The organism is Actinomadura chokoriensis, from assembly GCF_039529475.1.
Classification (GTDB): domain Bacteria; phylum Actinomycetota; class Actinomycetes; order Streptosporangiales; family Streptosporangiaceae; genus Spirillospora; species Spirillospora bangladeshensis.
In genome coordinates, this window is the sequence record NZ_BAAAMW010000027.1 from 1 (window position 1) to 15,754 (window position 15,754).

The following is a 15,754-nucleotide window of genomic DNA, read 5'->3' on the forward strand; positions in this document are numbered from 1 at the left end:
GTCACCGCTAGGGTGGCCACGAGGTCTCCGGTGTTGTTCTTCTTGGTCGATGAACGCTCTACCGGAGACCTCACCGCGTCCGGCGCACGACACGCCGCCACTCATCTCACTTCGAAACAGGCCCTAGGCGGGTAGCGCGTAGGAGACGCCCGTGAGGGTCTCGGAGACGTCCCAGAGGCGCTCGCCGTGCCGGTTCGCCTGCGGGGGCGCGGGCACCTTGGCGGGGGCGCCGCGGTACTGGAGGAGGCGGGGGCCGTAGCAGGCGCCGCCCTCGACGTCCGCGGTGGCGGCGTACAGGGACGGCAGCGCGCCCGCGGCGGCGGACTGGGCGATCACCGCGTTGCCGATGCCGGTGGCCTTCTCCATGAACGCGTTGCCCTGCATCTTCGGGCCGGTCTGCTGGAGGTTCGTCGCGGCGTAGCCGGGGTGGGCGGCGACGCTGGTCAGCTCGGGGACGCGCCGGTCCAGCTCCTTGGCGAAGACCAGGTTCGCGAGCTTGGCCCGGCTGTAGGCGGCCCACTTGCGGTAGCGGCGCTCGCCCTGCAGGTCGCCGAAGTCGAGGCGGCCCGTCCACGCGAAGCCCGACGTCACCGTGACGACGCGGGCGGACGCGGCGCGCAGCGCCGGCAGCAGCAGGCCGGTGAGCGCGAAGTGGCCGAGGTGGTTGGTGCCGAACTGCATCTCGAAGCCGTCGGCGGTGGAGCGGTGCGGGATGGCCATGACGCCCGCGTTGTTGACCAGGATGTCGAGCGGGTCGCCGCCGTACCGGGCCGCGAACGCCCGGACGGACGACAGGTCGGCGAGGTCCAGCGAGCCGAGCGCGATGTCAGCGCCCGGCGCGGCGGCGCTCATCCGGTCGAAGGCGGCCTGGCCGCGTTCGGCGCTGCGGCAGGCCAGCACGACGGACGCGCCGTGCCGGGCCAGCTGGAGGGCGGTGTGGTAGCCGATGCCGCTGTTGGCCCCGGTGACGACCGCGCGCCGGCCGGAAAGGTCCGGGATGTCGTTCGCCGTCCAGCCCCGCATGGGCACCTCCACGTCCGGTCGGACCTCACAAGCTAGACGGGCCATCGAATAGCCCGCAACGCGCCCCGCTGTGACGCGATTCACAACCGCGCCGCAGCGGAGGGCGGCCGCTTCCGGGCAGGCGGGGTCAGGCGGGCAGGTTCTTCTCGATGGCGCCGACGACCTCGGCGGACTCCGGTTCGGTCTGCGGCGCGAACCGGGCCGTGACCGCGCCGTCGGGGGCGATGAGGAACTTCTCGAAGTTCCACCGGATGTCACCGGTGTGGCCCTCGGCGTCCGGGACGCCGACGAGGCCCTGGTAGAGCGGATGCCGGCCGGGCCCGTTGACCTCGACCTTCTCCGTCATCGGGAAGGTGACGCCGTACGTCGCCGAGCAGAACTCGGCGATCTCGTCGCCGGTGCCGGGCTCCTGGCCCATGAACTGGTTGCAGGGGACGCCGAGGACGGTGAAGCCGCGTTCCGCGAACCGCTCCTGCAGCCGCTCCAGGCCGGAGTACTGCGGGGTGAGGCCGCACTTGGAGGCGACGTTGACGACGAGCACGGCCTTGCCCCGGTACTGCGCGAGGTCCGCGGAACCGCCCCGCAGACCCTCGATCTCTACGTCGAAGACAGACATGAGGCCGATCCTAGGAGATCACCCCCCGCGATCGGCCCCGGCCGGTCACTTGCCCAAGGCGTTCACGAAGGCGGCGAGCTGGTTGCCCGCGTTGCCGAGCTGGTCGAAGGCGTTGTTGACCACTCCGGCCGCGTCCGTCGGTGAACTCAGCAGGTAGAAGATGACGAAGGCGATCGCCACATAGCGAATGTTCTTTTTCATCCGTACGCCCGTCCCTGGTTGTAGCGCGCGACACAGTTGACCCGATCCAATTGTGCCCAGCGGCGTCTGCCCGCAAAGCGGGATTTTACTGTGACGCGCGCGCCACCGCTTGGTGCCCCGGGCGCGTAGAAGCCCCGTACCGCAGGGGGTACGGGGCCGGCGGCCGTCCGTCAGCTCGGGATGGCGCTCATGAACTGCGACAACGACTCCGCCGCGGTGCCGAGCCCGCTCAGGGCGTTGTTGACCAGATGCGCCGCCCCGTCGGGCTTGCTGATGACGTACCACGCCACGAAGGCGATGGCGGCGATCTTGATCTGCTTCTTGTTCACTCAAACCACCCTCTGCGGTCGCTTGCCTACGCAGAGTGATTCCCAGGGGCGGTCGGACGGAGATCAAGACCGGGTAAAGAGACCGTCAGGTCCGCTTGGCGTGCTCGGTGAGGTACTCGATGTACATCGGCCTGAGCGCGTCGCCGACCTCGCCCTCGCCCGCGTGGGTGAACTCCTCCAGCAGCGACAGGCCGTGGAAGAGGTCGAACTCGGCGCGGTCGACCTCGCCCGCGGCCGCCGCGGCGGCCGGGATGGCGCGCAGCAGCTCCCAAAGGAAGCCGACGTCCCGCCGCTCCCTGGCGAGGTCCATCGCCCGCCGGTGCAGTTCGGTCGAGGGCAGCTCGTCCAGCTTCACGCCGTCCGGCGTCACATCGGACATGATCCGACTGTAACCGGACCGGTCACTTGGTGATGGCGTCCGGCGGGATCGGCTGGTCCTGCTTGAGGGCGTCGAAGAGCCTGGACGCCTTGGCCTTGTCCCAGGTGATGTAGGACCCGGCCGCCACCGAGCTGCCGCCGCCGCCGATCGGCACGGTCGTCGTCACGCCGTTGTCGCCGCTCACGCCCTTCATCGCCCACATCATGCGGACGAGGTCGTACAGGTGGTCGTTCTCGTCCACCAGGAAGTTGCTGGTGGCGTTCATCGCCAGGGGCACGCTGCGGAACGGGTTGAGCATCGTGCCGGGGCTCGTCGACTTCTTCATCAGCGCGGCGAAGAACTGGCGCTGGTGCTCCACGCGCTCGAGGTCGGCGCGGGCGAACGCGCGGGTCCGCACGTAGCCGAGCGCCTGGCCGCCGTCCAGCGTCTGGCAGCCCGCCTTGAGGTTCAGCCCCGCCTTGGGGTCCTTGATGTTCTCCTTGACGCAGATGTCCACGCCGCCGACCGCGTCCACGACGCCCACGAAGCCGCCGAAGCCGATCTCGGCGTAGTGGTCGATGTGGATGCCGGTCGTCTTCTCCACGGTCTCCACGAGCAGCTTGGGGCCGCCGAAGGAGAACGCCGCGTTCAGCTTGTTCGACCCGTGCCCCCGGATCGGGACGTAGGAGTCGCGCGGCAGGCTGATGAGGGACGTCCCGCCGGAGCCGTAGTGCAGCAGCATCATCGAGTCGGTGCGGCGGCCGGGCGCGAACCCGGTGCGGAGCCGCTTCTGGTCGGCCTTCGACAGGCCCTCGCGGCTGTCGGACCCGACGATCAGCCAGTTCGTGCCGGGCGTGTCGGCGACGCGGCCGGGGTAGTCCACGAGGACCGACTCCCGCTTCAGCCGCGAGTCGAGGTAGAAGTAGCCGCCCACGACGACCAGCAGCAGCACGACGAAGACCGCGCCGAGCACCCGCGGCCAGCGGCGCCGCCGGCGGCGCCGGACCGGCGCCCCGCCGCGCGGGCCGCCCTCGCCGAAGCGCGCCCCGGCGAGCTGGTCGCCCGCGTACGGGTCGTCGTAGGGGTCCCCGTACGGATCGCGTCCGTAGCTGGCGTGCTGGTGCGCCCGGCCGTCGTTCATGCGTCGACCTTAGACAACCCGGAGGGGGTCGCGCGTCCATCCGCCGCATGATTCTCCACTGGAACAAATCACCGCGCTATGTGACACATGAAGCGGACACCGTCCCCCGTACGGCGCACACTGCCCCCTGGCGGGGTGTACGCAGGGAGGGTGGCGCATGGCTGGACGACGGCGTCGTTCGAGGTGGATCCGCCGCCGCGGCGGCGGCCGGCGGGCGGAGACCGGCACCGGGCCGGAGCTTCCGGAGCTGTCGGCGCACCGGTGGCACGAGAAGGACAGGGAACTCGCCGAGACGGGGCTCGGCACCGTCGCGCGGCGGCTGCCGGCGGTGATCGCGCAGGCCGCCGGGCTGGCCTGGCGGGCGAGCCGGGCCGACACGGTCGCGACGATCTCCCTCAACCTCGCGGCCGGGTTCTTCACGGCGTTCTGGCTGCTGGCGACGACCGGCGTGCTCACCGCGCTGTTCAGCGCGGCGCCGACGCCGTCCCGGGTCCGGGACGCGCTGCCCTCGCTGGCGCTGGTCGCGGGCGCGGTGGCGCTGCGGGCCGCGCTGCAGGCGTGCGCGGGCTGGTCCCAGTCGCGGCTGGACCCGCAGGTGCAGCGGCTCGCCGAGCTGCGGCTGTACGAGGCGGCGACCGCGGTGGACCTGACCGCGCTCGACGACTCCGACTTCCTGGACGAGCTGCAGCGCGCGCAGACCCGGGGCATGATGTCGGCCCCGCGGGTCGTCCAGCAGGCGGTGGACGTCCTCACCGGGCTGGTGGGGATGGTCGCGGCGGCGGGCACCCTCGGCGTGCTGCACCCGCTGCTGCTGCCGCTGCTCCTGCTGACCGCCGTCCCGGAGGGGTGGGCTGCCGTGCGCAGCGCCCGGATGCGGTACCTGACGATGCTCTCCCTGGTCGAGGTCGCGCGCCGCAAGTGGATCCTGTCCGACCTGATGGTCGAGCGGAAGCACGCGGCCGAGGTGCGCTCGTTCACCATGCGGCCGTTCCTGCTGGACCAGTACGACCGGTCGGCCGCCTACCAGCGGAGCGTCGAACTGGACCTGGCGCGCCGGCAGACCATCGCGCGCGTCACCGGCGACATGCTGAAGGGCCTCGCCACGGCGCTGGTCTACATCGCGCTCGGGGTCATGCTGTGGAAGGGCGCGGTGCCGCTGGCGGTGGCGGGCACCGCCGTGCTGGCGATCCGCTCCGGGCAGTCGTCCCTGGCCAACCTCGTGTTCGCGGTCAACCAGTGCTACGAGGAGGGCCTCTACTTCGGGGACTACCTCGGCTTCTGCGACGCCGCCGAGAAGCGCATCCCGCACCGCGCCCTGGCCCCGGCGGAGGACCGGCGGCGGCTGCCGGACGACTTCGCGCGCATCCGCGTCCGCGACGTCGTGTTCACCTACCCGGGGGCGGACGCGCCGTCCCTCAACGGCGTCTCGCTGGACCTGCGCAAGGGCGAGGTCGTCGCGCTCGTCGGCGAGAACGGCTCCGGCAAGACGACCCTCGCCAAGATCATGGCGGGCCTGTACGACCCGGACGCCGGCGAGGTCCGGTGGGACGAGGTGCCGCTCGCCGCCGTCCCGCCGCAGGACGTGTGGGAGCGCATCGCCGTCATCGCGCAGGAGTACACGCACTGGCCGATGACCGCCCGGCAGAACATCACGATGGGGCGCGGCGGCGACGGCCCCGGCGGCCTGGCCGCGGGCGGCGAGGAGGACCCGGCGATGCTCGCCGCCGCCCGCGCGGCCGGCGCCGACGAGGTCGTCGCGGAGCTCTCCCGCGGCTACGGGACGCTGCTGGACCGCCGGTTCAAGGGCGGCGCCGACCTGTCCGGCGGCCAGTGGCAGCGGCTCGCGGTGGCGCGCGGCTTCTTCCGGGACGCGCCGCTGCTGATCTGCGACGAGCCGACCGCCGCGCTGGACGCGCGGGCCGAGCACCAGCTGTTCGAGCGGATCCGCACGCACGCCGACGGCCGGACCGTGCTGCTGATCACGCACCGGCTCGCCAGCGTCCGCTACGCCGACCGGATCTACGTCCTGGAGCGCGGCGAGGTGATCGAGGAGGGCGACCACGCGGCGCTGATGGCCCGCGGCGGCCTCTACGCCGACCTGTACTCGCTGCAGGCCGCCGCGTACGCCGCCGACGGCCCGCAGGCACAGGCCGGCTAGCGGCGTGCGGGCTAGATGTAGAGGCCGTAGGCGCGGTCGTCCTCGCGGGCCGGGGCGTCCGGGACGTCCTCGGGCCGCAGCAGGCCCACCTCCGCCGCGCCGACCTCGCGGCCCGCGTCGTGCCCGGCGGTGATCCGCTGCGCCTGCCGGGAGATCGACGCCTCCAGCAGGTTGCGGACGAGCCGGGCGTTGCCGAACGAGGCGCCGCGCGGGTGCGCGGCGACGCGCTCGCGCAGCGCGTCCAGCACCCCGGGCGCGAGCGCGAACCCGGCCTCGGCCGCCATGTACTCGAAGATCGTGACCAGCTCGTCGTCGGTGTAGTCGGGGAACCGCAGCCGCTTCGGGAACCGGGACTTCAGCCCCGGGTTGGCGTCCAGGAACCGCTCCATCTCGGCGTCGTAGCCGGCGACGATGACGACCAGGTCGCCGCGGTGCTCCTCCATCAGCCGCAGCAGCTCGGCGATCGCCTCGTGGCCGAAGTCGCGCCGGTCGCCGCCGGAGGACGACAGCGCGTACGCCTCGTCGACGAACAGCACGCCGCCGAGGGCGCGCTCGACCGCGGCCCGCACCCGCGGCGCGGTCTGCCCGACGAACTCGGCGACGAGGTCGGCGCGGGTGACCTCCACCAGGTGCCCGGACGACAGCAGCCCCAGCCGGGCGAACACGGCCGCGATCAGCCGCGCGATCGTCGTCTTGGCGGTGCCCGGGTTGCCCATGAACACCATGTGCCGGGCCGGCGGCGCCGGGGACACCTTCGCGTCGCGCCGCAGCTGCTCGGCGCGGACCTCGGCGACCAGCGCGGCCACCTCGCGCTTGATGTCGGCCAGCCCGATCAGCCGGTCGACCTCGGCGAGCGGGTCGCCCGGCACGTCGTCGCGGCCGCGGGTGAGGGTGTCGGGGACGTCCTCCACGAGGATCACGTCGAGGGACTCGGTCTCGTCGACGATCCCGTCGGCGAGGACGCGGCGGCCCTGCATCGCGACCGCCCGGTCCAGCAGGTTCGCCATGATGCGGACGTTGCCGAGCCCGCGCTCGCGCGGCGCCGCCTCCACCAGCGCGCGGACCTCGTCCAGCACGCCGGGGGCCAGCTCGAACCCCGAGGCGGCGGCCTTGGCCGCGAACACCTGCACCAGCTCGTCGTCGGTGAGGTCGGCGAAGCGGATCGTCCGGGGGAAGAACTCGGCCAGGTCGGGGTGCGCCTTCAGCAGCCCGTTCATCTCCGCGTGCGGGCCGGTCAGCACGACGACGAGGTCCTCGGTGTGCGCCTGGACGCTGGTCAGCAGGACGTCCAGGACCTCGCGGCCGCGCGCGGCGTCCGCCGACACCGACACCAGGGCGTGCGCGTCCCGCACCATCAGGACGCCGCCGTGCGCCTCCTCGACCGCCCGCCGCACCCGCAGCACGCTCTCGCTGGCGTACTCGCCGAGCAGGTCGGCGCGCTCCACCTCGACGAGGTGGCCGGACGACAGCACGCCGAGGTCGGCGTAGACGCGGCCGAGGATGCGCGCGACCCGGCCCTTGCCCGTCCCGGGGTTGCCGGTGAAGACCAGGTGCCGGGGCCGCGGCCGCGCCGTCATGCCCGCCTCGCGGCGCAGCCGCGCGGCCCTGGCCTCGGCGATCAGGGCGTCGACCTCCCGCTTCACGGGCTCGATGCCGACGACGGCGGCCAGCTCGGCGAGCGGGTCGCCGTCGGCGGGGCGGCCCGCGATGAGGCGCTGCGGCAGGTCGGCGCCGGTGACCTCGGCGGCGCCGCCGGCGGCCGCGTCCCGGCGGGCGCGGGCGGCGGCGACGGCCTCGGCGGCCATGTGCTCGGCGAGCCGCGCGCCGCGCAGGTTCAGCAGCGGCGGGGTGCGGCGCAGCATCCCGCCCGCGGCCGCCGCGACGTCCGCCGCGACGTGCGCGCCGCGCCGCGCGACCGCGAGGGCGAACAGCTCGGCGAAGTCGTCCTCGGCGAAGTCGCGGGTGCGGGCGACGTCGAACGCCCGGACCAGCGCCGGGTTGGCGTCGAACAGCCGCCGGTCGCCGCCGGGCCGGCACAGCGCGACGACGCTCAGGGACGGCGCGCGGGCCATCAGCCGGCGCAGCTCCTCCGCGGCGGCGGCGCCGCAGCGCTCGTGGGCGGCGAGCTTCTCCAGGTCGTCGACGACGAGGAGCATCCGCCCCTCCAGGCATTCGCGGACGCGGGCCTGCAGCCACAGGACGGCGTCGCTCACGCCCAGCGACGCGAACACCTGGTCGGAGACCCACAGCGCCTCCCGGACGGCGCCGCCCTCGGCGAGCATCGCCTCGGCGAGCTCGGCGGCGGTGCCCTTGCCGGTGCCCTCCGGGCCGGCGATGAGCAGCCGGACGGCCCGCTCCCCCGCCAGCCGCGCCGCGACCGCGTCCCGCAGCGCGCGCGACAGCTCGGGCTGGCCGACGAGCCCCGGCTCCGGCACGGCCACCCGCCGCGGACGCGCCTCCTCCGCGGGCTCCTCCGCCGGCGCCCCGCTGCCGAACGCCAGGGTGTTGAAGACGCGCCGGACGGTGAACAGCCGCCGCAGATCGGCCTGGAACGCGCGCACCGGCACCCGGCATTTCGGGCTGACCGCCGCCTCGGGCAGCCCCTGCGCCGCGCCGGTGACGCGGACGGCCATGTCCAGCCAGGCGCGGGCGGCGTCGGCCTCCCCGGCGACCAGGCCCCGCGCCAGCCATGCGCGCACGTCCTGCTGCCACGCCTCGGCGGAGAAGCCCTCGCGCGCCGCGCGGAACCGCTCCTCCACGTTCTCGTACCGCACCGTGCCGAGCACGACCGCCAGCTCGGCCGGGACGACCGGCGCGCCGGCCGCCAGCAGCAGCCGGGCCAGCGCGGCGTCGGGCTCGTCCCCGTCGGCCACGGCGCCCGACAGCCGCCGGTGCGCGGCGTCCAGGCCCTCGCAGGCCCACCCGAGGTAGCCGACCGGGCCGGCGAGCTCCGGCAGGACGGCCAGCTCCTCCTCGGTCAGCGCGGAGGTCCAGGCGTCCTCCAGGCGCCCGTTCGGGACGGACATGTCCACCTCGCGGAGCGCCGGGTCCGCCGCCCGCCGGTCGAACAGCCCGATCAGCGCCCGCCGGCGGCGCTCCACCGGCTCCAGCCCCTCGAAGACGTCCAGCCCGGCCCGCGCCAGCTCGAACATCACCGCGCGCCGCTCCGGGTCGTCGCCCGCCGGCTCGGGCAGCCACAGGCCCGGCGGGCGCCACCGCCCGCCCTGGCTGAAGAACGCCGACGGGTCCCGCACCGCCGACTCCGGCGTCGCGAGGAAGTCCGACAGGAGCTCGTAGTCGACGTCGCCGCGCGACCCGCCGCGCACCGCCGACGCCCCCAGCAGGAACGTCAGCAGCGACCACTGCTCGGCGCCGGCCGCGCTGGTGCGGTCGCCGTAGAAGTCGCTGAGCCGGCGGGTCAGCACGACCGCGCGCTCGTCGGTGTTGTAGGCGACCGCCCGTTCGCGGATCTCCTCGTACAGGCCGTCGGGCACTCGCCAGGGGCCGTGCGCGTACACGTCCAGCACGGGCTCCTCGGTGAGGAGCACTTCGAGATGGTCCGGCAGCCGGGGGGCACTCACGGAGTCGGTCTCCTAGACAGGGAGGGGCACGTCCGACAGCACCCTACGACCCGGCACGATCCGGCACACCCCCGTCGCGCCGGGTTGGCAGGCGGCCCGTCGTCGGCGATAGTTGTCACATGGAAAGCATTTCCCGGACGGCCCTCCGGGAGGCGCTGTGCTCACAGGAGGGGAACCCCCCGTGCCACCTTTGGAAGTGACCACGCGGTCGGACGGCGGACGGACCGTCGTCCGGCTGCGCGGAGAACTCGATATCGCCTGCTCGGAAGACCTGCGCAGGTCCCTCGACGAGGCGCGCCGCGAACACGGCGAGCACCTCGTCCTCGACCTGGCCGACCTCGAGTTCATGGACTCGGGCGGCCTGTCGGTCATCGTCGCCTGCTACAAGGCGGCGACCGCCGCGGGCGGCAGCCTCACGCTCGCCGGCCCGCGCCCGATCGTCCGCCGCACCCTGGAGATCACCGGGCTCCACCGCCGCATCCCCGTGACCGCCACCCTCGCGGAGGCGCTGCCCTGACCCGGCTACAGCGGGAGGGGGGTGGGGCGCTTCGGGCTGCGGCCGTCGCCGGAGGAGCGTCCGGTGGCCCGGCGGCCGATCCACGGGACCAGGTACGTGCGGGCCCAGCGGACGTCCTCGCGGCGCAGCGTGAGCCAGTCGGCCCGGTCGAGGGGCGGCCACGGCTCGCGCCAGTCGCCCTCGGCGGGGACGCCGATGACGCCCGCGACGAGCAGGGCCATCCGGCGGTGCCCCTCCGGGGACAGGTGCAGGCGGTCCTCGTGCCAGGCGCGGGGGTCGTTGAAGGCGCGCAGCGGCCACAGGTCGACGACGTCGCAGCCGCGGCGGTCGGCGATGGCGCGCAGGTGCATGTTGTACGTCGCCGCCTTGCCGCGGATGCGCGAGCCGGAGCGCAGGCCGCGGGTGTCGAAGCCGGTGAAGACCACCACCCGGGCGCCGGTGCCGCGCAGCCTGCGGACGGCGTCGTCGAACACGACCGCGAGCGCGTCCGGGTCGGCGCCGGGGCGGATCATGTCGTTGCCGCCCGCGCAGAGCGTGACGAGGTCGGGCTCCAGCTCGACGGCGCGCGGCACCTGGTCGTCCACGATCTGGCGGACGAGCTTGCCGCGGACCGCGAGGTTGGCGTAGCGCAGGCCAGGGCTTCCGGCGGCGATGTGCTCGGCCAGCCGGTCCGCCCAGCCGCGGAACACGTCGTCCTCGCCCGGGTAGGGGTCGTTGAGGCCCTCGGTGAAGCTGTCGCCGATGGCCACGTACGTCCGGATCTGCTCCATTTCGCTCATCGCGACCCCCAACACTGATTCATGGTCAATCACGAGGATTAATCATGCATCGTGCACACGACTTACGCGACCGTAACCGCGGCCGTGCCCGCGACGGTGCCCCGAGACGGCGCCCGCGACCGGCCCCCCGGCCGGGCGCGTCTCAGGTCCAGCTCGGCGACGTGCTGCCGGGCTGCGCGGGCGCGGCGGCGGGCGACCCGCCCGAGTGCACCGACATCGCGTGCTTGACCAGCGTGATCAGCACCTGCTTGGTGGACTCGCGGCTGCGCGCGTCGCACTGGACGATCGGCACGTGCGAGCTGATCGACAGGGCGTCGCGGATGTCCTCGACCGCGTACTGGAACTCGCCGTGGAACCCGTTGACGCCCACCACGAACGGCAGGCCGAGCTCCTCGAAGTAGTCCACCGCGGCGAAGCAGTCCTCCAGCCGGCGGGTGTCGACCAGCACGACGGCGCCGATCGCGCCGCGCACCAGGTCGTCCCACATGAACCAGAACCGGTGCTGCCCGGGGGTGCCGAACAGGTACAGGATCAGCTCGCTGTCGAGCGACACGCGCCCGAAGTCCATCGCGACCGTGGTGGTCGTCTTGTCCGGAACGGCCGACAGGTCGTCCACGTCGGCGCTGGCGGCGGTCATCACCGCCTCCGTGGTGAGCGGCATGATCTCCGAGACCGAGCCGACGAAGGTGGTCTTCCCGACGCCGAAGCCGCCGCCGACGACGATCTTGACCGAGGTCAGCTCGGCCTCTCCGCCGTGCGGCCCCGGGGGCGGAACCTGGTCAGAGCTTCCGAAGGCCACTGAGCACCCTTTCTAGCAAGCGGAGGTCCGGCTGTCCGCCGGCGGTGGTGGAGGACTGCGACTGGTGCAGGCGCAGCAGTCCCTCGACGGCCATGTCGGCGACGAGCACGCGCGCCACGCCGAGCGGCAGGCGCAGCAGCGCCGACACCTCGGCCACCGAGCGGGCGGAGCGGCACAGGTCCATGATCGCCCGGTACTCCGGGGTCAGCACGGCCACGTCCCGCGGCGGATACGGCGCCGCGGTGACCAGTGCCTCGATGGCCAGGTCGTAGCGCGGCTTCGTGCGCCCGCCGGTCACCGCGTAGGGGCGCACCAGCGAGCTGGACTCGCTCTCCTCGCGTTCGGGGGGACGCCCCGGCGCCGGTACGCGGCCCTGGTCACCGGGCCAGCGTCCGGGGCCGCCAGGACCGCCCGGACCGCCTCCGTAGTGACTGCCTCGATCCATGTCGCCGACCTCCGTCAGAGTCAGTCACGGTCAATAGCGGGCGGGGCCGGCGCCCATCTCGGTGACGGGCGGCCCCGAGTACGGGGGCTGCTCCTGGGCGCGCAGCGCGGGGGTCAGCACCCGGCCCACCCGCTCCACCAGCAGCGTCATCTCGTAGGCGACGAGCCCGAGGTCGCAGTCGGGCGCCGCCAGCACCGCGAACACCGAGCCGTTCGTGATGGACATGACGAACAGCAGCCCGCGGTCCATCTCGACGACGGTCTGGTTCACCCCGCCCGCGTCGAAGATCTTCGCCGCGCCCTGCGTCAGGCTCATCAGCCCCGAGGCGATCGCCGAGAGCTGGTCCGCCCGCTCGGGCGGGAAGCCCGAGGAGTAGGCCATCGGCAGGCCGTCCGAGGAGACCACGACGGCGTGCGCGACCTTCGCGACACGGTCCGCGAAGTTCGTCACCAACCAGTTGAGATCCTGCCCGCTCACCGGGTGCCTCCTGTCTCGCCGTCACCCTGTGACGGCGCCTCACCTGACGTGCTTCCGCCGCGCGCCTCGTTGCGCCCCCTGTGGACGCCGCGCTGCAGGCTCGCGAAACGGTTGCGTACGAAGTCGGCCGACTGGCCGTATCCCTGCTGGCCCTGCACCTGCTGGCCGGGCGCCTGCCGGCCCTCGGGCTGCTGCCCCTGCACAGACTGCCCCTGACCGGGCCCGCCCGGCAACGGCCCGCCCGCGGGCGGCGCCGCCGGCGGCTGCGCCGGGGCGGCCGTCTGGGCGCGGCCGACCGCGCCGGGAACGCGGTTCTTGCCCGGCACCCGCTTGGGCAGCCCCACGCTCGTGCGGGACGCCGCCACCGGCTTGCGAGCGGCCTCGGCGGCGCGGAAACCCGCGTCGGCGGGCGACTCCCAACCCTTCACCGGATCCTCCCCGGATGTGCTTCCGGACCTGCGCTGGAACCATTCGGACTGCATCGCGTCGAAGATGGGCGACCGCTCCGGGCCCCGCGGCGGCACCTTCGGCTCGGGCCGCGCGGGCGGCGGGGCCGCGGCCCGCATGGCCGGCTCGGGCGCGGGCGGTTCCGGAGCGTACTCCTCCGCGCGGGCGGGCGGCGCGCCGTCGGTGTAGCCGTCGGTGTAGGCGCCTGCCTGCCCCGGACCGGAGTCGCCGACCGGGATCGGCCCGGTCTCCCACGGGATCTGCCGCGCCGCGCCGGGCTCGGGCACCATCGGCTGCGCCTCCGGCACGACCGACTGCGGTCCGGTGCGGCCGCTCGGCCGGTAGACGCCGTTGCTCCCGGAGCCGTGCTCGGCGGGCTCCTGCGCGCGCTCGGCGCGCGGCTGGAAGAGCCCGTTCGGCGCGCCGTCGTCGGACGGGCGGCCCGGCAGGTGCGCGCCCGGCTCGCGGACGGGCAGCTCGCCCGGCCGGCGCGGCGGCTGCCGGTCGCCGGGCTGGTAGGGGTCCTCGGCCTGGCGGCGGCGCTCGCGCGGCGGGCGCCGCTCGATGGGCGGCACCGCCGACTGCGGGCCGGTGCCGGAGAACCCGCCGCCGACCGGGATCGGGCCCGTCTCGCCGATGACCGGCTGGGCGTCGGTGCCGCCGCGCACGGGCCGCAGCGGGCCGGTGCCGCCGACCCCGCCGACCATGGGGTGCCCGCCGGTGCCGGCGCCCGCCGGGGCGCCCATCGGCTGCCCGGCGGGGCCGTAGCCGTCCTGGCGGAACGCGCCGCCGGGCGCGGCCGGCGGCTCGGCGGCCGTCGTGGTGAGCGCGGCGAGCTGGCCGGCCGAGCCGGACTCGCGGGGCCCGAGGCCGCGGGCGGCGAGGCCGCCGGAGTCGCCGGGCGTGACGGCCGCGTCCGGCAGCACCACGAACGCGGTGAGCCCGCCGCCCTGCGCGGCGCGCAGCTCCACCCGGATGCCGTGCCGGACGGCCAGGCGGCCGACCACGAACAGGCCCATGCGGCGCGCCGCGGAGAAGTCGATCACGGGCGGGTTCGCGAGCCGCCAGTTGGCCTGCTCCAGCTCCTCGGTCGACATGCCCACGCCGTTGTCGGTGATCTGCAGCATGCAGCCGCCGCCGCTCAGCATCTGACCGGACACGGTGACCTTGGTGTGCTCGGAGGAGAACGCGGTGGCGTTCTCCACCAGCTCGGCCAGCAGGTGGACGAGGTCGTTGACGACGGGGCCGGCGACCGCCATGTCGCCTTGAACCCGCAGCGCGACGCGCTCGTACTGCTCAACCTCGGACAGCGACGCGCGGACCACGTCGATGAGCGGGACCGGCTTGTTCCAGCGCCGCACCTGCTCCTGGCCGCCGAGGACGAGGAGGTTCTCCGAGTTGCGCCGCATACGGGTCGCCAGGTGGTCCAGCCGGAACAGGTTGGCGAGCTGCTCCTCGTCGCGCTCGCTCTGCTCCAGCTCCTCGATCAGCCGCAGCTGGCGCTCGATGAGCGACTGGCTGCGCCGGGAGAGGTTGACGAACATCGCGTTGATGTTGCCGCGCAGGACCGCCTCGTCGGCCGCCAGCCGGACCGCCTCGCGGTGGACCTCGTCGAAGGCCCGCGCGACCTGGCCGATCTCGTCGGTGGAGTCGATCTCGATCGGCTCCACCTCGATGCCGCCGGCCGCGGCCTCCGGGTCGCGCAGCCGGTCGACCAGGCCGGGCAGCCGGGTGCTGGCGACGTCGAGCGCGCCGGACTGCAGCCGGCGCAGCGGCCGCACCAGCGAGCGGGCCACGACGATGACGGTCGCCAGCACGATCGCGAGGACGAGGAACAGCAGGATCCCGTCCCGGATGGCGGCGGTCTGCGCGTCGGACTCGGCGTCGTGCGCGGACACCGACAGGTCGGCGGCGATGCTCTGCTCCACCGCGCGGAGCTTGTCGACGCGCGACCCGGAGTCGGAGGTCCAGCCGCGCGCGACCTTCGCGCCGAGCTTGGCCTGCAGCTGCGGCGACTTGTCGGCGATGGTGAGGGCGCGCAGCCGGGTGAACTCCGCGCGGTCCAGCTCGGGGCCGGTGACGGTGTCCTCGAACAGCTGCAGCTGGGCCGCCGTGGCGGAGCTGCGGAACGCGGCGATGCTCGTGTTCATGTCCGCGCGGGCGTCGTCGACGGAGTCGCGTTCGAGCGGCTCGAACCGGCCCTGCCAGAGCGCGGCGGAGATCAGCGCGCGCTCGCGGGACGCCGCGTCCTTGGCGTTGGCGAGGTCGGCGAGGGCCAGCGCGGTCTGCGCCAGCTCGGGCGTCGGCGCGTCCTGCGAGACCAGCAGGTGGAAGCTCGTGAAGTCGTCGATGAACTCGCTGTACTTGTCGATGATCGGGCCGGGCGCGAGGCGCGCGGCCAGCTGGCGCAGCGAGGGGAGCTCGGTGACGCGGTTCACGACGTTGCCGAGCACCAGCTTCATCGCGGGCGAGTCGGCCTGGACGTCCGCGGCGGCGTCGCGCACCTTCCGCGCGGCGGAGTCCACCGATTCCTGGCGCGACTTCAGCGCCTCCGGGCTGACGGCGCGGGAGCCGCCGGCGGCCCTTTCCGCCATCGCGTCGCGCTCGTTCTCGACCTCGTGCGCGAGAGCGGTCAACTGATTACCGAGCGTGGCCAGTTGACCCGTCCGCGCATAGGCGTCGGCGTTGTCCATCGACACCGATACGCGGTAGCCCGCGAGCAGCGCGGCCACGATCGTGGGCACCGCGATGAGGGCGAACAGGCGCGTGCGCACGCGCCAGTTGCGCAGCTTGAACCGACCTGCCAGCGAGCCCCGCTTCGGGGCGTCCTCGCTGGCAGGCGGGGCTGGCTGAGGGGACTGCGGGGCCGACTCGGCCCCTTCG

14 protein-coding genes are annotated in these 15,754 nt (G+C 74.1%); 2 read left to right on the top strand and 12 right to left on the bottom strand.

Annotation, left to right across the window (positions count from 1 at the left end; all coding sequences use genetic code 11):
• Positions 1–123: 123 nt before the first annotated feature.
• The 6 genes from ABFX46_RS36635 to ABFX46_RS36660 all read right to left on the bottom strand — a co-directional run bounded on the left by ABFX46_RS36635 (position 124) and on the right by ABFX46_RS36660 (position 3,668).
• Positions 124–1,023: an oxidoreductase gene (locus tag ABFX46_RS36635; protein ID WP_346048578.1), complete on the bottom strand. Its 900-nt coding sequence runs from the start codon at positions 1,021–1,023 to the stop codon at positions 124–126.
• 127 nt (positions 1,024–1,150) lie between these two features.
• Complete coding sequence (locus ABFX46_RS36640; RefSeq protein WP_346048579.1) at positions 1,151–1,639, bottom strand: glutathione peroxidase; 489 nt, start codon at positions 1,637–1,639, stop codon at positions 1,151–1,153.
• Positions 1,640–1,684: 45 nt separating this feature from the next.
• Entirely contained in the window at positions 1,685–1,840 is a 156-nt protein-coding gene (locus ABFX46_RS36645; RefSeq protein ID WP_165965280.1) for a hypothetical protein, read from the bottom strand.
• Between the two features lie 170 nt (positions 1,841–2,010).
• Positions 2,011–2,169, bottom strand: a complete 159-nt coding sequence (locus tag ABFX46_RS36650) for a hypothetical protein (protein ID WP_346048580.1) — start codon at positions 2,167–2,169, stop codon at positions 2,011–2,013.
• 85 nt (positions 2,170–2,254) lie between these two features.
• The gene (locus tag ABFX46_RS36655) at positions 2,255–2,548 is read right to left on the bottom strand and encodes a hypothetical protein (RefSeq protein WP_346048581.1); all 294 of its coding nucleotides are present in this window, start codon (positions 2,546–2,548) and stop codon (positions 2,255–2,257) included.
• 22 nt (positions 2,549–2,570) lie between these two features.
• The gene (locus ABFX46_RS36660; RefSeq protein ID WP_346048582.1) at positions 2,571–3,668 is read right to left on the bottom strand and encodes an LCP family protein; all 1,098 of its coding nucleotides are present in this window, start codon (positions 3,666–3,668) and stop codon (positions 2,571–2,573) included.
• A 157-nt stretch (positions 3,669–3,825) separates the two neighbouring features.
• Between ABFX46_RS36660 and ABFX46_RS36665 the strand changes: the two genes are divergently transcribed.
• Positions 3,826–5,826: an ABC transporter ATP-binding protein gene (locus ABFX46_RS36665; protein ID WP_346048583.1), complete on the top strand. Its 2,001-nt coding sequence runs from the start codon at positions 3,826–3,828 to the stop codon at positions 5,824–5,826.
• Between the two features lie 11 nt (positions 5,827–5,837).
• On the opposite strand, the gene ABFX46_RS36670 is transcribed toward ABFX46_RS36665, so the two are convergent.
• Positions 5,838–9,407, bottom strand: coding sequence for an AAA family ATPase (locus ABFX46_RS36670; RefSeq protein WP_346048585.1), 3,570 nt, complete (start codon positions 9,405–9,407; stop codon positions 5,838–5,840).
• Between the two features lie 196 nt (positions 9,408–9,603).
• Between ABFX46_RS36670 and ABFX46_RS36675 the strand changes: the two genes are divergently transcribed.
• Positions 9,604–9,924 (top strand): STAS domain-containing protein, encoded by a 321-nt coding sequence (locus ABFX46_RS36675; protein WP_346048586.1) that lies wholly within the window; start codon positions 9,604–9,606, stop codon positions 9,922–9,924.
• 5 nt (positions 9,925–9,929) lie between these two features.
• On the opposite strand, the gene ABFX46_RS36680 is transcribed toward ABFX46_RS36675, so the two are convergent.
• The 5 genes from ABFX46_RS36680 to ABFX46_RS36700 all read right to left on the bottom strand — a co-directional run bounded on the left by ABFX46_RS36680 (position 9,930) and on the right by ABFX46_RS36700 (position 15,645).
• Positions 9,930–10,703, bottom strand: coding sequence for an SGNH/GDSL hydrolase family protein (locus ABFX46_RS36680; protein ID WP_428831352.1), 774 nt, complete (start codon positions 10,701–10,703; stop codon positions 9,930–9,932).
• A gap of 142 nt (positions 10,704–10,845) precedes the next feature.
• A complete protein-coding gene (locus ABFX46_RS36685; RefSeq protein WP_346048684.1) occupies positions 10,846–11,442 on the bottom strand; it encodes a GTP-binding protein in 597 nt (198 codons plus the stop codon).
• Between the two features lie 40 nt (positions 11,443–11,482).
• Complete coding sequence (locus tag ABFX46_RS36690) at positions 11,483–11,947, bottom strand: DUF742 domain-containing protein (protein WP_131939754.1); 465 nt, start codon at positions 11,945–11,947, stop codon at positions 11,483–11,485.
• A 30-nt stretch (positions 11,948–11,977) separates the two neighbouring features.
• Positions 11,978–12,424, bottom strand: coding sequence for a roadblock/LC7 domain-containing protein (locus ABFX46_RS36695; RefSeq protein WP_067635689.1), 447 nt, complete (start codon positions 12,422–12,424; stop codon positions 11,978–11,980).
• A complete protein-coding gene (locus ABFX46_RS36700; RefSeq protein ID WP_346048588.1) occupies positions 12,421–15,645 on the bottom strand; it encodes a sensor histidine kinase in 3,225 nt (1,074 codons plus the stop codon). The genes ABFX46_RS36695 and ABFX46_RS36700 overlap by 4 nt, the downstream gene beginning before the upstream one ends.
• Positions 15,646–15,754 lie beyond the last annotated feature (109 nt).